At 64.4% G+C, this 17914-nt stretch carries 19 protein-coding genes; 10 read left to right on the top strand and 9 right to left on the bottom strand.

All coding sequences use genetic code 11. The annotated features are described in order from the left end of the window. Nucleotides 1-146: 146 nt before the first annotated feature. Nucleotides 147-1031: a LysR family transcriptional regulator gene (locus V3H56_RS10230; protein ID WP_338474541.1), complete on the bottom strand. Its 885-nt coding sequence runs from the start codon at nt 1029-1031 to the stop codon at nt 147-149. 94 nt (nt 1032-1125) lie between these two features. On the opposite strand from V3H56_RS10230, the gene V3H56_RS10225 reads away from it, so the two are divergent. From V3H56_RS10225 to V3H56_RS10210, 4 genes are all read left to right on the top strand, one after another. After that, a complete protein-coding gene (locus V3H56_RS10225; protein ID WP_338474540.1) occupies nt 1126-2262 on the top strand; it encodes a DSD1 family PLP-dependent enzyme in 1137 nt (378 codons plus the stop codon). Beyond that, on the top strand, nt 2252-2437 hold the full coding sequence (locus V3H56_RS10220) for a hypothetical protein (protein ID WP_338474539.1): 186 nt from the start codon (nt 2252-2254) through the stop codon (nt 2435-2437). Before V3H56_RS10225 ends, V3H56_RS10220 begins: the two co-directional genes overlap by 11 nt. Next, nucleotides 2434-3618, top strand: coding sequence for an FAD-dependent oxidoreductase (locus V3H56_RS10215; protein WP_338474538.1), 1185 nt, complete (start codon nt 2434-2436; stop codon nt 3616-3618). The genes V3H56_RS10220 and V3H56_RS10215 overlap by 4 nt, the downstream gene beginning before the upstream one ends. Nucleotides 3619-3833: 215 nt before the next feature. Continuing rightward, nucleotides 3834-5282, top strand: coding sequence for an aldehyde dehydrogenase family protein (locus V3H56_RS10210; RefSeq protein ID WP_042729095.1), 1449 nt, complete (start codon nt 3834-3836; stop codon nt 5280-5282). A 4-nt stretch (nt 5283-5286) separates the two neighbouring features. Here the strand turns inward: V3H56_RS10210 and V3H56_RS10205 are convergent, their stop codons facing one another. The 3 genes from V3H56_RS10205 to V3H56_RS10195 all read right to left on the bottom strand — a co-directional run bounded on the left by V3H56_RS10205 (nt 5287) and on the right by V3H56_RS10195 (nt 7451). Further along, nucleotides 5287-5679, bottom strand: a complete 393-nt coding sequence (locus V3H56_RS10205) for a GFA family protein (protein WP_042729096.1) — start codon at nt 5677-5679, stop codon at nt 5287-5289. Between the two features lie 62 nt (nt 5680-5741). Continuing rightward, on the bottom strand, nt 5742-6485 hold the full coding sequence (locus tag V3H56_RS10200) for a CPBP family intramembrane glutamic endopeptidase (RefSeq protein WP_042729097.1): 744 nt from the start codon (nt 6483-6485) through the stop codon (nt 5742-5744). A gap of 39 nt (nt 6486-6524) precedes the next feature. Then, entirely contained in the window at nt 6525-7451 is a 927-nt protein-coding gene (locus V3H56_RS10195) for a LysR family transcriptional regulator (protein WP_042729098.1), read from the bottom strand. Between the two features lie 141 nt (nt 7452-7592). On the opposite strand from V3H56_RS10195, the gene V3H56_RS10190 reads away from it, so the two are divergent. Next, nucleotides 7593-7997, top strand: a complete 405-nt coding sequence (locus V3H56_RS10190) for a RidA family protein (RefSeq protein ID WP_042729099.1) — start codon at nt 7593-7595, stop codon at nt 7995-7997. A gap of 110 nt (nt 7998-8107) precedes the next feature. On the opposite strand, the gene V3H56_RS10185 is transcribed toward V3H56_RS10190, so the two are convergent. The 4 genes from V3H56_RS10185 to V3H56_RS10170 all read right to left on the bottom strand — a co-directional run bounded on the left by V3H56_RS10185 (nt 8108) and on the right by V3H56_RS10170 (nt 11119). Continuing rightward, the gene (locus V3H56_RS10185; RefSeq protein ID WP_042729100.1) at nt 8108-8587 is read right to left on the bottom strand and encodes a VOC family protein; all 480 of its coding nucleotides are present in this window, start codon (nt 8585-8587) and stop codon (nt 8108-8110) included. 70 nt (nt 8588-8657) lie between these two features. Next, entirely contained in the window at nt 8658-9959 is a 1302-nt protein-coding gene (locus tag V3H56_RS10180; RefSeq protein WP_042729101.1) for an Nramp family divalent metal transporter, read from the bottom strand. Between the two features lie 151 nt (nt 9960-10110). Continuing rightward, the gene (locus V3H56_RS10175; protein ID WP_042729102.1) at nt 10111-10338 is read right to left on the bottom strand and encodes a hypothetical protein; all 228 of its coding nucleotides are present in this window, start codon (nt 10336-10338) and stop codon (nt 10111-10113) included. After that, the gene (locus V3H56_RS10170) at nt 10331-11119 is read right to left on the bottom strand and encodes a VacJ family lipoprotein (RefSeq protein WP_042729103.1); all 789 of its coding nucleotides are present in this window, start codon (nt 11117-11119) and stop codon (nt 10331-10333) included. The genes V3H56_RS10175 and V3H56_RS10170 overlap by 8 nt, the downstream gene beginning before the upstream one ends. 226 nt (nt 11120-11345) lie before the next feature. Between V3H56_RS10170 and V3H56_RS10165 the strand changes: the two genes are divergently transcribed. The 4 genes from V3H56_RS10165 (at nt 11346) to kefC (ending at nt 15951) form a co-directional block, all read left to right on the top strand. After that, nucleotides 11346-12056, top strand: a complete 711-nt coding sequence (locus V3H56_RS10165) for a response regulator (protein WP_042729109.1) — start codon at nt 11346-11348, stop codon at nt 12054-12056. Further along, nucleotides 12053-13405, top strand: coding sequence for a HAMP domain-containing sensor histidine kinase (locus V3H56_RS10160; protein WP_042729104.1), 1353 nt, complete (start codon nt 12053-12055; stop codon nt 13403-13405). The genes V3H56_RS10165 and V3H56_RS10160 overlap by 4 nt, the downstream gene beginning before the upstream one ends. Nucleotides 13406-13613: 208 nt before the next feature. Further along, complete coding sequence (gene kefF / locus V3H56_RS10155; RefSeq protein ID WP_042729105.1) at nt 13614-14135, top strand: glutathione-regulated potassium-efflux system oxidoreductase KefF; 522 nt, start codon at nt 13614-13616, stop codon at nt 14133-14135. A gap of 1 nt (nt 14136) precedes the next feature. Beyond that, nucleotides 14137-15951, top strand: a complete 1815-nt coding sequence (gene kefC / locus V3H56_RS10150; RefSeq protein WP_338474537.1) for a glutathione-regulated potassium-efflux system protein KefC — start codon at nt 14137-14139, stop codon at nt 15949-15951. A gap of 15 nt (nt 15952-15966) precedes the next feature. Here the strand turns inward: kefC and V3H56_RS10145 are convergent, their stop codons facing one another. Next, a complete protein-coding gene (locus V3H56_RS10145; protein WP_042729107.1) occupies nt 15967-16839 on the bottom strand; it encodes an aldo/keto reductase family oxidoreductase in 873 nt (290 codons plus the stop codon). Between the two features lie 100 nt (nt 16840-16939). Between V3H56_RS10145 and V3H56_RS10140 the strand changes: the two genes are divergently transcribed. Beyond that, nucleotides 16940-17839, top strand: a complete 900-nt coding sequence (locus V3H56_RS10140) for a LysR family transcriptional regulator (RefSeq protein WP_338474536.1) — start codon at nt 16940-16942, stop codon at nt 17837-17839. Nucleotides 17840-17914: the final 75 nt, after the last annotated feature.

Here is a 17914-nt window from a genome sequence, read left to right as displayed (position 1 = left end):
CAGTGCTGCCGGCTGTGTGGAATGGACGATCGCTTTCGCGAGCAAGCTCGCGCCCACAGGAGGTATCGGGTGTTGCTGCACTGGATGCACCCCACCAAACCACTGCGGGAGCGAGCTTGCTCGCGAAGGCGGTAGGCCTGTAGAACTCAGGCCTTCAATTCAGCCTCGAAGAAGCTCACCAAGGCCTGTACCCGTGCGCTGCGGAGCTTGCGCGAGGGCACCAGCAGGTTGATCGGGGCGCTGTCGAATTGCCAATCAGCGAGCACCCGCAGCAGGCGGCCTTCGGCGATGGCTTTGCTGACGTCCCATTGCGAGCGCAGCACCAAGCCCAGCCCCTGCTCGGCCCAACGCCGGGCCACGCTGCCGTCGTTGCTCAATAGCGCGGGCTTGATGCGCAACGTCTTGCGCCCCTGCCCGTTGCGCAGATGCCACAGCGTGACGTCTTCATCGTTTTCCCGAATACAGATGCAGCGGTGTTCAGCCAGTTGCTCAGGTAACGCAGGCGTACCGTACTGCTCCAGATAGGCCGGACTTGCGCAGAGCCATCGATCATTCTGGGTCAGGGGCCGGGCCACCCACTGGCTGTCACTGAGGGCGCCGACGTGTATCACCGCGTCGCTGTCATGGCGATCAGGCCAGGGCGTTTCGCGCAAATCCAGGTGCAGGCACAGGTGCGGATGCAGCCGGGCGAAACGGGCCAGCAGCGGCGCGATGCGTTGTCGACCATAGCCGAACGGCGCCGCCAGCCTGAGGGTGCCGGCCAGCTGATCGTCCTGTTGCTTGAACGACTCGGGCAGCGCCTCCAACTGCTCCAGCAACAGCGCGCTCTGGCGCGAGAACCGCTCGCCGTCGGCGGTCAGGCTCAGGCGCCGGGCGTCGCGGTTGGCCAAGGTCAGGCCGAGCAGCGTTTCCAGCTTGCGCAAACGCATGGATAGCGCCGGTGGCGAGACATTGAGGGCCCTGGCGGCGGCACTCAACGAATCGGAACGCGCCAGCGTCACGGCCATGCGCAGGTCTTCGATGGCAATCATTCAATTCAACTTAATGATAGATGACGAAGCATTGAACCATAACTTCACGATGGCTGCGTAGAGTCGCCCTGTCTCCCCTCACCGAGTCCTGCCCATGCCTGCCTCCCTTGCCTCTCTCGACACCCCCGTTGCGCTCATCGATGTGCCGCGAATGCAGCGCAATATCCAACGCATGCAGCAACGCATGGACGCATTGGGCGTTCGCCTGCGCCCGCACATCAAGACCAGCAAATGCCTGCCCGTGGTCCAGGCACAGATCCAGGCCGGCGCCAGCGGGATCACCGTCTCCACCTTGAAGGAGGCGCAACACTGTTTCGCCAACGGCATCCAGGACATCTTCTATGCGGTCGCCATGGCTCCTGGCAAATTGCCCCAGGCCCTGGCCCTCAGGCGCAAGGGCTGCCAGCTGAGCCTCCTGGTCGACAGCCTGGCCGCCGCCCAGGCCGTCGTCGATTTCGGCGGGCACCACGACGAACGTTTCGCCGTCTGGATCGAGATCGATTGCGACGGCCATCGATCCGGCCTGCGGGTCGAGGACCCGTCGCTCGTCGACATCGCGCGGACACTCAGCGACGGCGGCATGCACCTGTGCGGCGTGATGACCCACGCCGGATCCAGCTACGAACTCGACACGCCCCAGGCGCTGCAAGCCTTGGCCGAACAGGAGCGGCACGCCTGTGTCAGCGCCGCCCAGCGCATCCGCGAAGCCGGCCTGGCCTGCCCGCAGGTCAGCATCGGCTCGACACCCACGGCCTTGTCGGCGCAGCACCTGGAAGGCGTCACCGAAGTTCGCGCCGGGGTGTATGTGTTCTTCGACCTGGTGATGCACAACGTCGGTGTTTGCGCCGCCGACGAGTTGGCCCTGAGCGTACTGACCACCGTGATCGGTCATCAGAAAGACAAAGGCTGGATCATCACCGATGCCGGCTGGATGGCCATGAGTCGCGACCGGGGGACGCAGCGCCAACGGCGCGACTTTGGCTACGGCCAGGTGTGCAACGAGGCCGGCGACTGGATCGACGGCGCGCGGCTCACCGGCGCCAATCAGGAGCACGGCATCATCACCCTGGAACAGCCCGCAAACGTGGACATCACGACACGGTTTCCCGTCGGCAGCCGCCTGCGCATCCTGCCCAACCACGCGTGCGCCACGGGCGCGCAGTTTCCTCAGTACAGCGCCTGTGAGGCCAGCGGCGAAATCCAGACCTGGAGTCGCCTGCATGGCTGGTGAAATCGACTTGATTCATACCCCCCAGCCTGCCGCGCCGGGTAGGCATTACCCCCAGGCCGTGGTCCCGGTGCCGGCCCTGCATCTCGGTTACCTCACCGAAATCGAAGCGCTGGCCGGTGTCCCCGAGGGCACCTATTCACCCTCGCCCCATGGGCCCATCGAGCACACATCATGAAGCCACAAAAAAGCGATGTACTGATTATCGGCGGCGGCATCATGGGCTCGGCGTCGGCGTTTTTCCTGCGCCAGCGCGGGCGTTCGGTGACGTTGCTGGAACGCGACCTGATCGGCCAGTACGCCAGTGGGGTGAACTTCGGCAACGTGCGGCGCCAGGGACGATTCCTTGGCCAACTGGAGCTGTCCAACCGCTCCTACGGGTTATGGAAACGGCTACCCGAACTGATCGGCGACGACCTGGAATTCATTCCCAGCGGCCACATGCGCGTGTGTTATCGCGAAGACGAGATCGCCGAGCTGCAGGCCTACGCCGACGCCCCCGAGGCTCGGGCGCTGGACTTGCAGATCATCACCGGCAAGGCCTTGCACGAGCGCTTTCCCTTCCTCGGCCCCGAGGTCAAGGGCGGCTCCTACGCCCCCCACGACGGTCACGCCAATCCGCGCCTGGCGGCCCCGGCCTTTGCCCGCGCGGCAACCCGGGCCGGGGCCCACGTCCGCGAACGCACGGAAGTGGCCGACGTGCAAAAGGTCAACGGCGAATTCCACGTGACCACCACCGACGGCCAGCAGTTCATCGGCGAGCAGTTGCTGATCACGGCGGGCGCCTGGGGGGCCAGGCTGTCCGAACAGTTCGACGAAGCCGTGCCCCTGGAGCCCAACGGGCCACAGATGTCGGTCACTGAACCGGTGCCCTATGCGTTGCCGACAGTGATTGGAGTGTTCACCAAGATCAAGGAAGAAGTGATCTACTTCCGGCAGATCCCCCGGGGCAATCTCATCATCGGCGGTGGCAACCGCTGCAAGCCGGACATGATCAACCGTCGCGCCTACTTCCGGCCGGAAAGCCTGCTCAACCAGATGCACCAGATGAATCGCCTGCTGCCGGGGGTCGGCCACCTCAACATCATCCGCGTGTGGAGCGGCATCGAGAGCTATACCCCCGACTCGCTGCCGATCATGGGCCCCAGCGGCAGGGTGCCGGGGCTGTTCTATGCCTTCGGGTTCTGCGGGCATGGTTTCCAGCTCGGCCCAGGCGTCGGCGATGTCATGGCCGAGTTGATCAGCACCGGCAGCACCGGCACCTTGATCAGCCCGTTCGACATCCGCCGCTTCACCGACCCGATGGCCCTCGCCACGCCGCTCTCGGCCAGCATCGCGAGCACCGGCAAGCTTGTCTGAACCGCCCAAGCCATCGGCTGACGACCCGAGGTTTTTTGCGCCATGAAACCTGCGTCGCTACGTTTTGCCCAGTCTGCCCGGCAGATACAGCAGATTATCCTTTGCCAGGCTCAACAACGGCACAAGCCATCGCAACGGCTTTGATAGTTTATTGATGAGAAACGGCATCGCGATCTGCTGCCGGCCATCGCATTACGCCCATGGGAGCCCGTTGGATGACCACCCGATCTTCGAATAGCCCGCTGAAGCATGGGCAGTTTTACATCAACGGCGACTGGTCGTTTGCGGCCCACCCGGCCACGCTACCGGTGGTCAACCCGGCCACCGAAGCGGTAATCGCCGAAGTCGCCCGCGGTTCCAGCGAGGACGTCGACCGGGCAGTCGCCGCCGCCCGTGGGGCCTTTGCGGGGTGGGCCGCGACCCCGGTGGCCACGCGCGCATCGATCCTGGGCAGACTCCATGAGCTGATCCTTGAACACAAGGAGGCATTGGCCCAGACGCTCTCGCTGGAAATGGGCGCCGCCATCGGTTTCGCCCGGGCCATGCAGGTGCCGCTGGCGGCCGAACATGTCCGGGTGGCCCGTGACCTGCTCGCCACCTATGCGTTTCGCAAGGTCGAGAACGGCACCGCCATCGACCGCGAGCCCATTGGCGTCTGCGGCCTCATCACGCCGTGGAACTGGCCGCTGTACCAGATCACCGCCAAGGTCGCCCCGGCGATTGCCGCCGGCTGCACGGTGGTCCTCAAACCCAGCGAACTGTCGCCGTTGAGCGCCCTGCTCTTCGCCCAACTGGTGCATGACGCCGGCCTCCCTCCAGGCGTTTTCAACCTGGTGAACGGCAGCGGTGCCGACGTTGGCGCGGCCATGGCGGCGCATCCGGATATCGACATGATCTCCATCACCGGCTCGAACCGCGCCGGCGCGCTGGTGGCCCAGGCCGCCGCGCCCACGGTCAAGCGCGTCACCCAGGAACTGGGCGGCAAATCACCGAACCTGCTGATGCCGGACGCGGACGTGGCCAAGGCCGTGCCGCCAGGCGTGATGTCGGCATTTCGCAACGTCGGCCAGTCCTGCAGCGCACCGACCCGGATGATCGTACCGCGCAGTCGCCTGGCGGAGGTCGAAGCCCTCGCGGCCGCGACCGCCAACGCGATCATCGTTGGCGATCCGCAATCGGAAGCCACCGTCCTCGGCCCCATCGCCAACGAAGCGCAGTTCAACCGCGTGCAAGGCATGATCGCCCTCGGCCTGGAGGAAGGCGCAAAATTGCTGTGCGGCGGGCCAGGCCGCGTGCCCGGCTTTGACAAAGGTTTCTATGCCCGGCCGACGGTATTCTCCCAGGTGGACAGTGCCATGCGCATCGCCCAGGAAGAGATCTTCGGCCCGGTGCTGTGCATCATCCCCTACGACACGCTGGACGAAGCCGTCGCCATCGCCAACGACACCGTCTACGGCCTCGGGGCCCATGTCCAGGGCCAGGACCTCGACCAGGTGCGCAGCGTGGCGTCGCGCATCCGCGCAGGCCAGGTGCTGTTGAACTACCCGGCCTGGAATCCGATGGCGCCGTTCGGTGGCTACAAGCGCTCGGGCAATGGCCGCGAGTATGGCGTCCATGGGTTCGAGGAGTATCTGGAGACCAAGGCGATTGTCGGCTTCGGTTGATCGCCTACGGCTCTGACCGCCCAGGGCCCTTACGGTCGCCTGCGTACGGTTTCATGTGCACGAACGCCGGCAACCAGGCCTCGCGCCGCCGGGTCCAGCACTCGTAGGTCGGCATCAACTGATCAGGGGCATCCAGGGCGCCCAGGTTCACCTCGATTTCATCCCCGCTGCGGGCGAACACCGACGAGCCGCAGCGCGGACAGAAAAAACGCCCGTCGTAATCGCGCGTCTCGCCTTCGATCCTAACCGCCGTCTCAGGGAATATGGCCGCCGCGAAGAACAATGCCCCATGGTGCTTGCGGCAGTCGAGGCAGTGGCAAAGCCCCACTCGATAAGGGCGGCCCGAGGCTTCGATACGCACGTTGCCACACAGGCATCCGCCGGTGAATCGGTCCATGGTGTGGTTCCTCTTGGCCAGGGTATCGATACACCTTCGACCCCTCTTGCATCTGGTTTGCTTCAGCCGTTGCCCACCATCGGTACCGCCATCAGCAAGATCGCGGTACCGTGCGTCGCGGTCGATGCCACGACCCCGTGGCGCATGCGCACCCACCCACAAGCCAACCCCTCCACCAACGTGAAAAGAAGAATTGGCCAGCCAAGCGACGTCACGCTCAAGGCGAGGAACCCATGGCACGCCGCAAACGCCACACCACTGATCAGCGCCGCTCGCAGGGCGCTGACGTGCTGTTCGAGATGGCCCTGAAGGAAACCGCGAAACAGCACTTCTTCCAGCATATTGGCACCATAGGCCAGCACCACCATGCCCGGCAACCATGCCCAATAGCCTGGCAGCATTGCCGCATCAGTCGCTTGACAAAGCCGCAGCGGCAAGCCGATCAAGCCTCCCACGCCGACGCCCAGGGCAACGCCCGTCAATCGACGCCCCTTGGACAACACCACCAGTTGCCACAGATCGGGCAACAAGCGAGCACTCAGTGCGATCAGCCCCAGCGACGACAGCCCCAGTGTGGCCAGCACGAACGGGTTGGCGAGAAAGCTGATCTGCAAGTCACCCTTGAGCGACCACAGGCGCAGCGGTGTCATCACGTCGCGCATCAGCACGAACGCCATCAGCAGAATCAAAATACGCGTTCCTGTCAGGGCCTTGGGCGTCAAGCCGAACCACAGCCCGAAGAGCACAAGGCCGGGTATCAGGTACAACGCGTAGTCCAGCAGTATCACAATTGCCTGGGCGATCATCCGTCTTCCTTGCTTGGAAATGCATGCAGCGGTCAGTAGTCACGGATCATGACGATTGATAACGGGCGCATGCAACGCCATCAACTCCGCGACCCATTCGATGAACACCCGCAACTTGGCACTGAGGTGGCGGTTCGGCGGATAGGCCAGGTAGAGCGGCATGGGGTCTATGCGCCAGTCTTCGAAAAGCGGTACGAGCTGGCCTTGCGCTTCGTATGGCCTGGACATGTACCGAGGCAGCCACAGCACCCCCAGCCCCGCGAGGCCCGCCGCCAGGTAGGCGTTGCCATCGTCGACGGCCAGCGCGTAGCGGCCCTTGACCTGCAAGCGCTCGCCCCGGCGATGCATCGCATACGGCATGGGTTTGCGCGTGCGCGCCCAGAGGAAACCAACGACACGGTGCAGGGAATCTTCCAGCGCCTGCGGATGATCCGGCGGGCCGTGACGCGCCAGGTAACCCGGCGCGGCGAAAATGCCCAGGGCCAGATCGCCGATGCGCCGGGCAACCAGTGACTGATCCACCAGCTCGCCGCCACGCACCACGCAATCGACGTTTTCATCGAGCATGTCGACAATCCGGTCGCTGACACCCAGGTCGATCTGGATGTCCGGGTACCGCGCATAGAACGCAGGCAAGGCCGGCACCAGGATCATGGCAGCGAGCGGACTCGGCACGTCCACCCGCAGCCGTCCACGGGGCAAGGTCTGCGCACCGGCGAGGCTGGTCTCGGCATCGTCCATGTCCGCCAGCAGCCGGATCACCCGTTCGTAATAGGCCGCGCCGTCAGCGGTGACGTTGACCTTGCGCGTGGTGCGATTGAGCAACCTGACCCGCAAGCGCGCCTCCAGTTGCTGGACCAGTTGCGTCACGGTGGTCTTGCTCATGTGCAGGGTCTCGGCAGCCTTGGTGAAGCTGCCCGCCTCCACCACCCGCACGAACGCCTGCATCGCATCGAAACGATCCATATCTGCCTCGGCACTTGTCGGATTGTTTGGATTTTACAAACAGTGATCGCCAAGGTTGCTCGTTTATCGCCTGGGCACAAGTCCCTAGAGTGACTTCATCGTTGATTTCGGGTCGCTCACGGCCCATTGATGGAGGTCTGCATGACACAGCGTGACGTTGTTTTCCCCGCCGGACGCCAGGCGCTTTATGAGCGCAATCGCTATTCGCCGGCCATTCGTTCCAACGGGTTTCTGTTCGTGTCAGGGCAGGTCGGCAGCACCGAGGAGGGTTCGCCGGTGCCCGAGCTACAAGCCCAGGTGCGGCAGGCGTTCAACAACCTGAAAGCGATTCTCGCGGCCGCCGATTGCACCTTCGACGACGTGGTGGACGTCACCGTTTTCATCGTCGACCCCGAAGCGAAATTCGAGGCCATCTGGGAGGTTGTGCCCGAATTCTGGGGCAACGCTCCGCATCCGACCCTGACGGCGGTCGGTGTGACCTGGTTGTATGGGTTTGAGTTTGAAATCAAGGTGATTGCCAAGTTGCCGGAGGGTGGCAAGGGGTAAGTCTTCGGCCGACGCCTTCGCGAGCAAGCTCGCTCCCACAAAGGCGCGCGGTAGGGCGCCGCAGAGCCATTTGTGGGAGCTTGCTCGCGAAGGCGGTGGATCAGCCGTGATCAACCCCTGACTGCCGCCTCGATCGCCGCGATGTCGATCTTGGTCATCGTCATCATGGCGTCGAAGGCGCGCTTGGCGATCGCCTGGTCCGGGTGAGTGACGGCCTCGCTCAGGACCCGAGGGGTGATCTGCCAGGAGATGCCCCACTTGTCCGTACACCAGCCACAGGCATTTTCCTGCCCGCCGTTGCTCACAATCGCGTGCCACAAGCGGTCGGTCTCGGCCTGGTCATCAGTGGCCACTTGAAAGGAAAACGCAATGCCGTGCTTGACCGAAGGCCCTCCGTTCAACCCCAGGCACGGGATGCCCATCACCGTGAACTCCACCGTCAACTCATCGCCTTGTTTGCCCGAAGGGAAATCGCCCGGCGCACGGTGCACGGCCAGCACCTTGCTGTCCGGGAAGGTCTGCGCATAGAACTGGGCCGCTTGCAGCGCAGCGCCGTCGTACCAGAGACAGATTGTGTTCTTGTTGTTCATCCGCGTTCTCCGAGAGAGGGACTGGACGGTGAAGTCTAGCAGTCCCCTATCGAGCCGGGCCTATCGCCCATCAGGTGAACAGATCGACCCCCAGCTGGAACGCCACCCACAGCGCCAGCCCCGTCGCGAACAGCAGTGCGATGTTCTCGAACAGGTTGTTGCGGTATTGCTTGCTCAGCAACGATTTCTGGTTGGACATGATCAACAGGCCCAGGGAAATGACCGGCAGGCCGACGATGTTCAGCGCGCTGACACCGATGGTCAGGGTGACGAAGTCCGGCATGCCGGGCATCGACCAGATCAACGGTGTGACGAGGATGAAGAGCATGAACCACTTGTGCATCGGGTCACGGTGGAACTCCTTGCCGTAGCGCTCCCGACGCTTGGGCAGGACGTGCTGGAAGGCATCGGTAATGAGCATCGGGAACGCCGTGGTCTTGCCGGAAATACTGGCGAACAGCGTGGCGAATACGCCGACGAAGAACACATACCAGCCGATGGGGCCGAAGAAGATTTCCAACGCCTTGCCCAGGTCACCCAGGGTTTTGACTTCAATGCCGTTGGGCCGCAGGATCTCGGCACCGACGATCCAGATCGCCAGGTTGATGACAATCCCCACGAACACCGCGAACAGCAGGTCGTTGCGCTGGATGCGCTTGTGCTCGGGCCCGGTCCAGCCCTTCTGGCGCATGACGTATGGATGCACGAAGTTGGCAATCGAGCCGGCCACCGCGCCAATCACCGAGACTGCCACCAGCAGCGCACCGTGGACACCTTCGTCCGCAGGAATGCTGAAGCCGATGGTGCCTTTGACGATCCCCACCACATCCGGTCCGGACATCACGGCCAGGGCGATGAACGCCAGGGTCATGATCGCCAGCAGCGCCTTCATCACCCCTTCGATCATCGAATAGATGTTGCGCCCCACCAGCAGCCACACCGCCAGCACCACCGCCACCGAACACAGCAACGGGTAGTCGACCCGCAGCAGCATCGCCAGGGACTCGCCAGCGCCCTTGATCATGTAGGCGTTCATCAAGTGGCCCATGAGCAGCGCGTAGACCAGCAGGAACCAGGCGAAGAACGGGTTGAGCTGGGCGTACCCCTGCAAGATGGTCATGCCCTGGTTATTGCAGAGCTGGAAGCGCGCGATGATGTTGACGATCAGGTACCTGAGCAGCAGCGACACCGCCAGCACCCACATCATCGCGTAGCCGTAGTTCGCACCGGCCACCGAAGAGGTGATCAGGTCGCCGGCGCCGAGCCAGGAAAGGACCGCGATGATGCCCGGGCCCAGAAGCTTGAGTATTCGTACAAAGCGGCCTTGGGCGGGCGCGGCGGCCTTGCCTTCGACGGACGGAATGCTCGACATGGATGGAATCTCCGTTATTTTTTTTGTGAGAAACGGGCCACAGTCGAACACATTAGATACGACATCGTACAACCATTCTTGAGCCTCAAGTATGTAGAAATGTTTCATTGATCCGCGGCCGGAAAAGCTGGCAATTTGACAGCCAGCGCCCTCAGCGCTCGCCGTTCTCGACCATCCAGCGCACCATGTCCACCAACGCCACTCGATGCTGGTGCACGGCGCACCAACCGGCGTGGTCCTGGCTGAACCGTTCGACATAGCGGCTGAGCACCACATGGCGCCCATCCTCGGCCAGGTGCAGCTCCACCTCGCGGCAGTGCAAGGCCCCCTGCTCAAGCGTGCGCATCCGTCGATGCAAGACCAGCGCGCCCCTACTCATCGGCGTTCTCCTCGTCCGGGCATGTTGATTGACCGGTCACCACGGCGCCCAGCTTGCCCTCGGCGACAACATCGGCGCGCCGCTGTGCCACGGCCTCTCGCAGGGCCGCGTAATAGTCCGGTCGGGTCCGCAGTTCGTCTGTCAGCGGCAACGCCTGCGCACGTCCATCGACGATGCCGCCGGCGGTGTTGAGCGTGCCCAGGGTGTCGACGGTGCTGCTGTTGTCACCGAACGGGCTGACCATGAAATCGATCACCTTGCCCGTGGCGTCCCGCAGGTTGGCCGTGCCCAGTATCGGCAGTTCCACGGTCGGCCCCGCCGCGATGTTCCAGACGCCGAACGTCTGGCCGAAATCGGCCTCGTGGCGTTCGATACCCAGTTTGCCGGAGACGTCGACCAGGCCGACGATGCCCGCCGTGGTGTTGATCACGAAACGGCCCAGGGTGTTGACCGAGCGCTGGCCGTTGCCTTGCAGCAGGTCGTTGACGAACACTTTGGGCTCGCCGAAGTTCGCCACGAAGTTGTGCACCCCGGCCTGGAAGAACCCAGGGAGCTTGCGGTAACCGCGGGCCACCGGGGCCAGCGCATAGTCATCCACCGTCCGGTTGAAGGCGAAGATGCCGCGATTGATGGGCTCGGCGGGATCATGGACGCCATAGCGCGCATGCTCGCAACGGCCGGGCGTGGCCGCCGGCGTCTGGGCACAGCCGCTGGCGAAGGCGGCGAGTGCCAGGACCAGGGAATATCGAACACGTAACGAAGCGGGATCGGTGAGCGGCATACGGGGCTGTCTCGCAAGGAATTGAGGAAGTGCTGCCTGAATGCCCGTGGCGAGTGTGGTCGCAGGCAAACTGACTGACACCGGCGCAATCCTGCCGCCGTTTTCTTGCCCGAAGATTTCCGCAACATTGCCCAGCGGCAACTTTATTTCCGAATTGAAATATATGACGCGGGCCCTGGATTGACCCTAGTATCGACGCCTGTATTCCTTGCCCAGCGTGCCCGCCGTGAGCCATTTACTACTGGTGGACGACGACCTCGAAGTCCTCGCCCTCTTGCGCAAATTCCTCGAACAACATGGCTACAGCGTGGACGTGGCCGCCGACGGTCGCGCCCTCTGGCAAGCGGTGGAACGCCGGTTGCCGGACCTGATCATCCTCGACGTCATGCTGCCGGGCGACAGTGGCCTGGTGCTGTGCCAGCGACTGCGGGCCGAGCACACCGTGGGCATCGTCATGCTCACCGCCATGGGCGAATTGAGTGATCGCGTCGTGGGCCTGGAGCTGGGAGCGGACGACTACCTGACCAAACCGTTCGATGCCCGCGAACTCCTGGCCCGGGTCCGCGCCGTCCTCAGGCGCACCGGCGAAACCAGGAGCCCCGCCAACGACACGTCCCGCTGGGTGCTGGCGTTCGATAACTGGCAACTGGACGTCACCCGCCGCGAACTGCGTTCACCGGACAACGTCATGATCCCGCTCTCCACCGGCGAGTTCGAACTGTTGCTGGTCTTTGTCGAGCACCCGCGCCGGGTGCTCAGCCGCCAGCAGTTGCTGGACATGGCCCGTGGCGAGACCTACGACGCGTTCGACCGCAGCATCGACGTGCAAGTCAGCCGGCTACGCCGCAAGTTGGAAACCGACAGCACCGGCGCGTCGATGATCCGCACCGTGCGCAACGGCGGCTACCTGTTCACGCCCCAGGTGGTAAAACGATGAAACCGCCGCGCTCGGGCGCCAAGCGCCCACGGGACACCCTGGCGCGCTGGATCGCCCTGACGACCCTCGGTGCCATGCTGACGTTGCTGGCCCTGAACGCGCTGTTCAGCCAATTGGCCGATGCCTGGGCGCGCCCGCCCCTGATGGAAACCGGCCTGTTCGAAAAGATCTCCGCCATCAGCCGCATCATCGACTCGGCAACGCCCGAACAGCGCCCCGCCATCGCCAGGGCCGCCAGCGACCAGGCATTCAACACGCAATGGCTGCAACACCACGACGACGCACGAGTGCCGGTGATCGACGACGACCCGCAATACAACGACGGCGCGGCGCGGCTGCGCCAGCAACTGGGCAGGCCGGATGCGCGGATAGAAGGCTACGAGCCGAGCGACTGGCCCGCTGGCGAACCCGGCGGGCGCTACGCCGCGCTGATCGAGTTGAGTGATCATTCGTGGGTGATGTTCTCCATGCCCGCGCGCAACTGGGGGCTGGAAGACTGGGAGCGCAACCTGATCATCCTGGCGTTGATCCTGCTGTCGACCTTCATCGTGGCGTTGGTCGCCACCCGGCACCTGGCCGCGCCTCTGGAACGCTTCGCCGAAGGGGCCAGGCGCTTTGGCGTGGATCACCGGGCCCCGCCCATTCCCGTGATCGGCCCTTACGAAATCCGCCAGGCGATCCTCGCCTTCAATGCCATGCAGGCCCAGCTCAGGCACTTCATCGAAGACCGCACGCAAATGCTCGCCGCCATCTCCCATGACCTGCGGGCACCGTTGACCCGCATGCGCCTGCGCGGGGAGTTCATCGACGATGCCGAGCAGCAATCCCGGCTGTTCAGGGACGTGGACGAGATGCAGGCGATGGTCAACTCGGCCCTGGAGTTCTTCCGCGACGACGCCCGGCTGGAGCATGCCACCGCCTTCGACCTGGCCGAACTGCTGCACACCGTCGTCGATGATTTCAAGGACGCCGGCATCGAGGTGGCCTTCGAGGGCGCCCAGCGGTTCGTCTATGTCGGCCGGCCCATCGGGATCAAGCGCGCCTTGGTGAACCTGATCGACAACGCGATCAAGTACGGCAGCGAACCGGCGGTGCAACTCAAGGCCTGGACCGATCACGTCGAGATTCGCATCCTCGACCGCGGCCCAGGCATTGCCCCCGAATACCAGGAGCGGGTATTCGCTCCGTTCTTCCGCCTCGAAGGCTCACGCAACAAAAACACCGGCGGTGTCGGCCTGGGCCTGTCAGCAGCCCGGGCCACCGTGCTGGAGCATGGCGGGACGCTGAGCCTGAACAATCGTCACGGTGGTGGACTGGAGGCCAAGGTCCTGCTGCCCTTGAATGGTTAGCCCGGCAACGGCTGGAAAAACCCCACGATGAATAATGCGCTAAACAATCGGCGCCTTCCTCGATAGGATGTCCGGCCCCGCTGCCCCGGCCCTGTCCGGGAAGGCGCTTTTTTTCTGCCCGACACCGCGCTCGGGCGCAATCGTTCCCCCTTCGCTCACGTGTGCCAAAGGATCGACGGAGCCAATTGAACGTTATGGAGTTCACCCGATGATTCTTATCATTTACGCCCATCCCTACCCCGATAAATCGCGGGTCAACCAGGAGATGCTCAGGCGCGCCGCCCGTCACCCGGACGTGGTCATCCGCTCCCTCTACGAGCTGTACCCGGACTTCGACATCGATGTCGAGGCCGAACAGCGGGCAGTCGAGCAAGCGCAACTGGTGGTGCTGCAACACCCGATGTACTGGTACAGCGCCCCGCCACTGCTGAAATTGTGGATCGACAAGGTGTTCACCCAGGGCTGGGCCTATGGCAAGGGCGCCGTCGCCCTCAAGGGCAAGCCCTTGCTGTGGGCCGTCACCACCGGTGGCGCGCACGATCATTTCCAGATGGGCGACTACCCCGGTTTTTTGGCGCTGGCCCAACCCCTCCACGCGACAGCCCTCTACTGCCACATGCGGTGGCTGGAGCCGGTAGCCGTGCACGGCGCGTATGCCGGTGCCTGCGACGCCCAAGACGCACAAATCGAGCACTATTGCGCTCGCCTGGCCGCCTGGAAGGACGATTGAAATGGAAACACATAGCCTGATTGAAATGCTCATCTACCTGGGCTCGGCGGCTCTGATCGTGCCGATCGCCGTCCGGTTGGGGCTGGGCCCGGTGCTGGGCTACCTGCTCGCCGGTTGCGCCATCGGTCCCTGGGGCCTGAAGTTCGTCACCGACGTCAAGGCGATCCTGGAATTCGCCGAGATCGGCGTGGTGCTGATGCTCTTCATCATCGGCCTCGAACTGGACCCCAAGCGCTTGTGGGCGCTGCGCAAAATGGTGTTTGGCGGCGGCGCGCTGCAAATGCTCGCCTGTGGCGCAGCCATCGCCTCGTTCTGCGCGCTGCTTGGCCTGAACTGGACGGCGGCGCTGCTGGTGGGCCTGACCTTGAGCCTGTCCTCCACGGCCATTGCCATGCAGGCCATGAGTGAGCGCAACCTGACCGCGACTGCCGTGGGGCGCAGCAGTTTTGCCGTGCTGCTGTTCCAGGACATCGCCGCCATTCCCCTGGTGGCCATGATCCCCCTGTTGGCGGCCCACGGCGGAACCCCGTCAGGCGCCGACCTGGCCTTGTCGATCGGCAAGATCGTCGCGGCAGTCGGCCTTGTCGTGGTGCTCGGCCGTTACGTTTCCCGGCCGCTGCTGCGCTTTGTCGCCAAATCCGGCCTGCGGGAAATCTTCAGTGCCGTCGCCCTCTTCCTGGTATTCGGCTTCGGGTTCCTGCTGGAGGAAGCCGGCCTGTCGATGGCGATGGGCGCATTCCTCGCCGGGGTGCTGCTGGCCAGCTCGGAATACCGGCACGCCCTGGAAAGCGACATCGAGCCGTTCAAAGGCTTACTGCTGGGGTTGTTTTTTATCGGCGTGGGCATGTCGATCGACTTCGGCACCCTGATCCATGCGCCGCTGAAGGTCCTGACCCTGACCCTGGGTTTCATCCTGATCAAGCTGCTGGTGATCCGGCTTATCGCACGCGTGCTCAATGTCCCCGGTGGCCAGCGCTCATGGCAGGCGGTGCTGCTCGGCCAGGGCAGCGAATTTGCCTTCGTGGTGTTCGGCGCCGCGACGGTCGCGGGCATCCTGACCGAGCAATGGGGTAAAAGCCTGACGCTGGCCGTGGCCTTGTCCATGTGCCTGACGCCGTTGCTCATCCTGCTGTTGGCGCGCATGGAGTCCGCCAGCAAGAAGAACCGCCAGGAATCCGACCTGGTCGACCCGCAGACGCCCCGGGTGATCATCGCCGGGTTCGGCCGGTTCGGGCAAATCGCCGGCCGCCTGCTGATGTCCTGCGGCGTCGAGGTGGTGGTCCTGGACCACGACCCGGACAACATCGAGACCTTGCGCAAATTCGGCGTGAAAGTGTTCTACGGCGACGCCACCCGCCTCGACCTGCTGGAAGCGGCCGGCGCGGGCCAGGCCGTGGTGATGATCAATGCGATCGACGACCAGGAAGACAACCTGAAGCTGACGCGCCTGGTCCGGGAACACTTCCCCGGCTTGAAGCTGCTTGCCCGGGCCCGGGACATGGGGCACATCATCGCCCTGCGGCAACTGGGCGTGGAGGCCGCCGAGCGAGAAACCTTCGAAAGCGCGCTGGCGCTGGGTCGAAGCGCCCTGGTGCAGATGGGTGTGGGCAGCTACGAGGCACGGGAGCGCGCGGACCAGTTCCGTCGCCTGAACCTGCAGATGCTCGACGAGATCGTGGCCCACCCGGCGGACGACCTCGACTTCCGCCACAACGCCTACCTACGAGCCAACGCATTGCTCGAAGAAATGTTCAACGAAGACCGCGCCCGGCCGACCCACGGCTGGTCCGAACAGCATCGGCCGGAGCCGGACTGAGTCGCGCGCCCGACGTCAGCCCACCTCCACCAAGGCGTCCAGCTCGGCGAGCAGCGCCGGTGCAAGGGTCAGCTCGCTGGCACTGAGGTTTTCCCGCAGGTGCGCCAACGATGACGTACCCGGGATCAACAGGATGTTGGGCGCCCGTTGCAGCAGCCACGCCAGGGCCACGCACAGCGGCGACGCCTCCAGGCGCGCCGCGACGCTGGACAGGGTTTGCGATTGCAACGGCGTGAAGCCGCCCAACGGGAAGAACGGCACGTAGGCGATGCCTTCGCGGCCAAGCTCGGCGATGAGGGACTCGTCGGCCCGATGGGTCAGGTTGAAGTGGTTCTGCACACAGACAACCTTGGCGATGCCCTGGGCCTGCCTGACCTGCGCGGCGGTGACGTTGCTCACGCCCAAATGCCGGATAAACCCCTGGTGCTGCAACTCAGCCAGGGCCGTGAAGGCTTGCTCGATGGATTCGTCCGACGGCGAATTCATATTGCCCCATACCCGCAGGTTGACCACATCCAGCACATCCAGGCCCAGGTTGCGCAGGTTGTCGTGCACCGCCTGGGTCAACTCGGCGGGGCTCTGGGCCGGGTTCCAGGATGCATCGGCGCCGCGCACTGCGCCCACCTTGGTCACGAGGGTCAAGTCCTCGGCGTAGGGGTGCAACGCTTCGCGAATCAACTGGTTGGTGACGTGCGGGCCGTAGAAGTCGGCGGTGTCGATGTGGTTGACCCCGCTAGCCACGGCCTCACGCAGCACCGCGACGGCCGCCGCCGGGTCCTTGGGTGGCCCGAATACATGGGGCCCCGCCAGTTGCATCGCCCCGTAGCCCATGCGCTTGACCGCACGGTCGCCCAGTAGAAAAGTGCCTGCCTTGTCTGCAATGCTCATCGCGTGCCCCTTGGATCAATGAAAGTACGAGCACTATAAGCATTGACCATTGCGCTGATAATCGGGTGCAATCGGCACAGCTTGTACGACGGAGAGAACAATGGCGGCGGATATCCAAGACTTGCTGGCCTTCGTGGCGGTGGTCAACGCAGGGGGCTTTCGCGAAGGCGCGCGGCTCAGCGGCAAGTCTGCCTCCAGCCTCAGCGATGCGGTACGCCGGATGGAGCGCCGCCTGGGCGTGCGCCTGCTCAACCGCACCACTCGCAGCGTGGTACCGACCGAGGCCGGTGCCCGGTTGATGGAGCGCATCGTGCCGGCCCTGGGCGAGGTCGAGTCGGCGCTGGACGTGGTCAACGAATTTCGCGACCGCCCTTCGGGCACGCTGCGGCTGAACGTACCGGCCAGCGCGGTCAGGCTGGTGCTGCCCGCGATCGTCACGCCGTTCCTGAAAAGCTACCCCGACATTCGCCTGGAGGTGATTGCCGAAGAAAGCTTCGTGGACGTGCTCGCGGCCGGTTGCGACGCCGGCATCCGCTACGACGAGCGCCTTGAGCAGGACATGATCGCTATCCCCATCGGCCCGCGTTTCCAACGCTTCGCCACGGCGGCCTCACCGGCGTACCTGGACGCCAGGGGCCGCCCCGAACACCCGCGGGACCTGCTCCAGCACGCCTGCCTGCGGGGCAAGTTCGCCAGCGGCGCCATGCCGCCGTGGGAGTACGAACGCGACGGCGAAACCGTGAGCGTCGACCCGAGCGGCCCGTTGATCGTGCGGATCGGCGGCGCGGTGGACCTGGCGGTCCAGGCCGCCCTGGATGGGCTAGGCGTAATCTACCTGTTCGAAGACTGGCTGCGCCCCTACCTCGACAGCGGCGCCCTCGAACCGGTCCTCGAACCCTGGTGGCAGCGCTTCACCGGCCCCTTCCTCTACTACCCCGGCCGCCGCTACCTGCCCTCGCCGCTGCGGGCCTTCGTGGATTTCATCCAGGCCCGCAAATGACGGTGGCGGCCCGCCTCGACAGGGCTGCACGCCGATCCGGCGGTTTCGGCCCAGCCCACCCGCCACTCGTCCCCC

Origin of the sequence: Pseudomonas sp. MS646, assembly GCF_036693845.1 — a bacterium.
In the GTDB taxonomy this organism is placed as follows: Bacteria; Pseudomonadota; Gammaproteobacteria; order Pseudomonadales; family Pseudomonadaceae; genus Aquipseudomonas; species Aquipseudomonas chlororaphis_E.
This window is presented reverse-complemented; position numbering and strand designations above follow the sequence as displayed.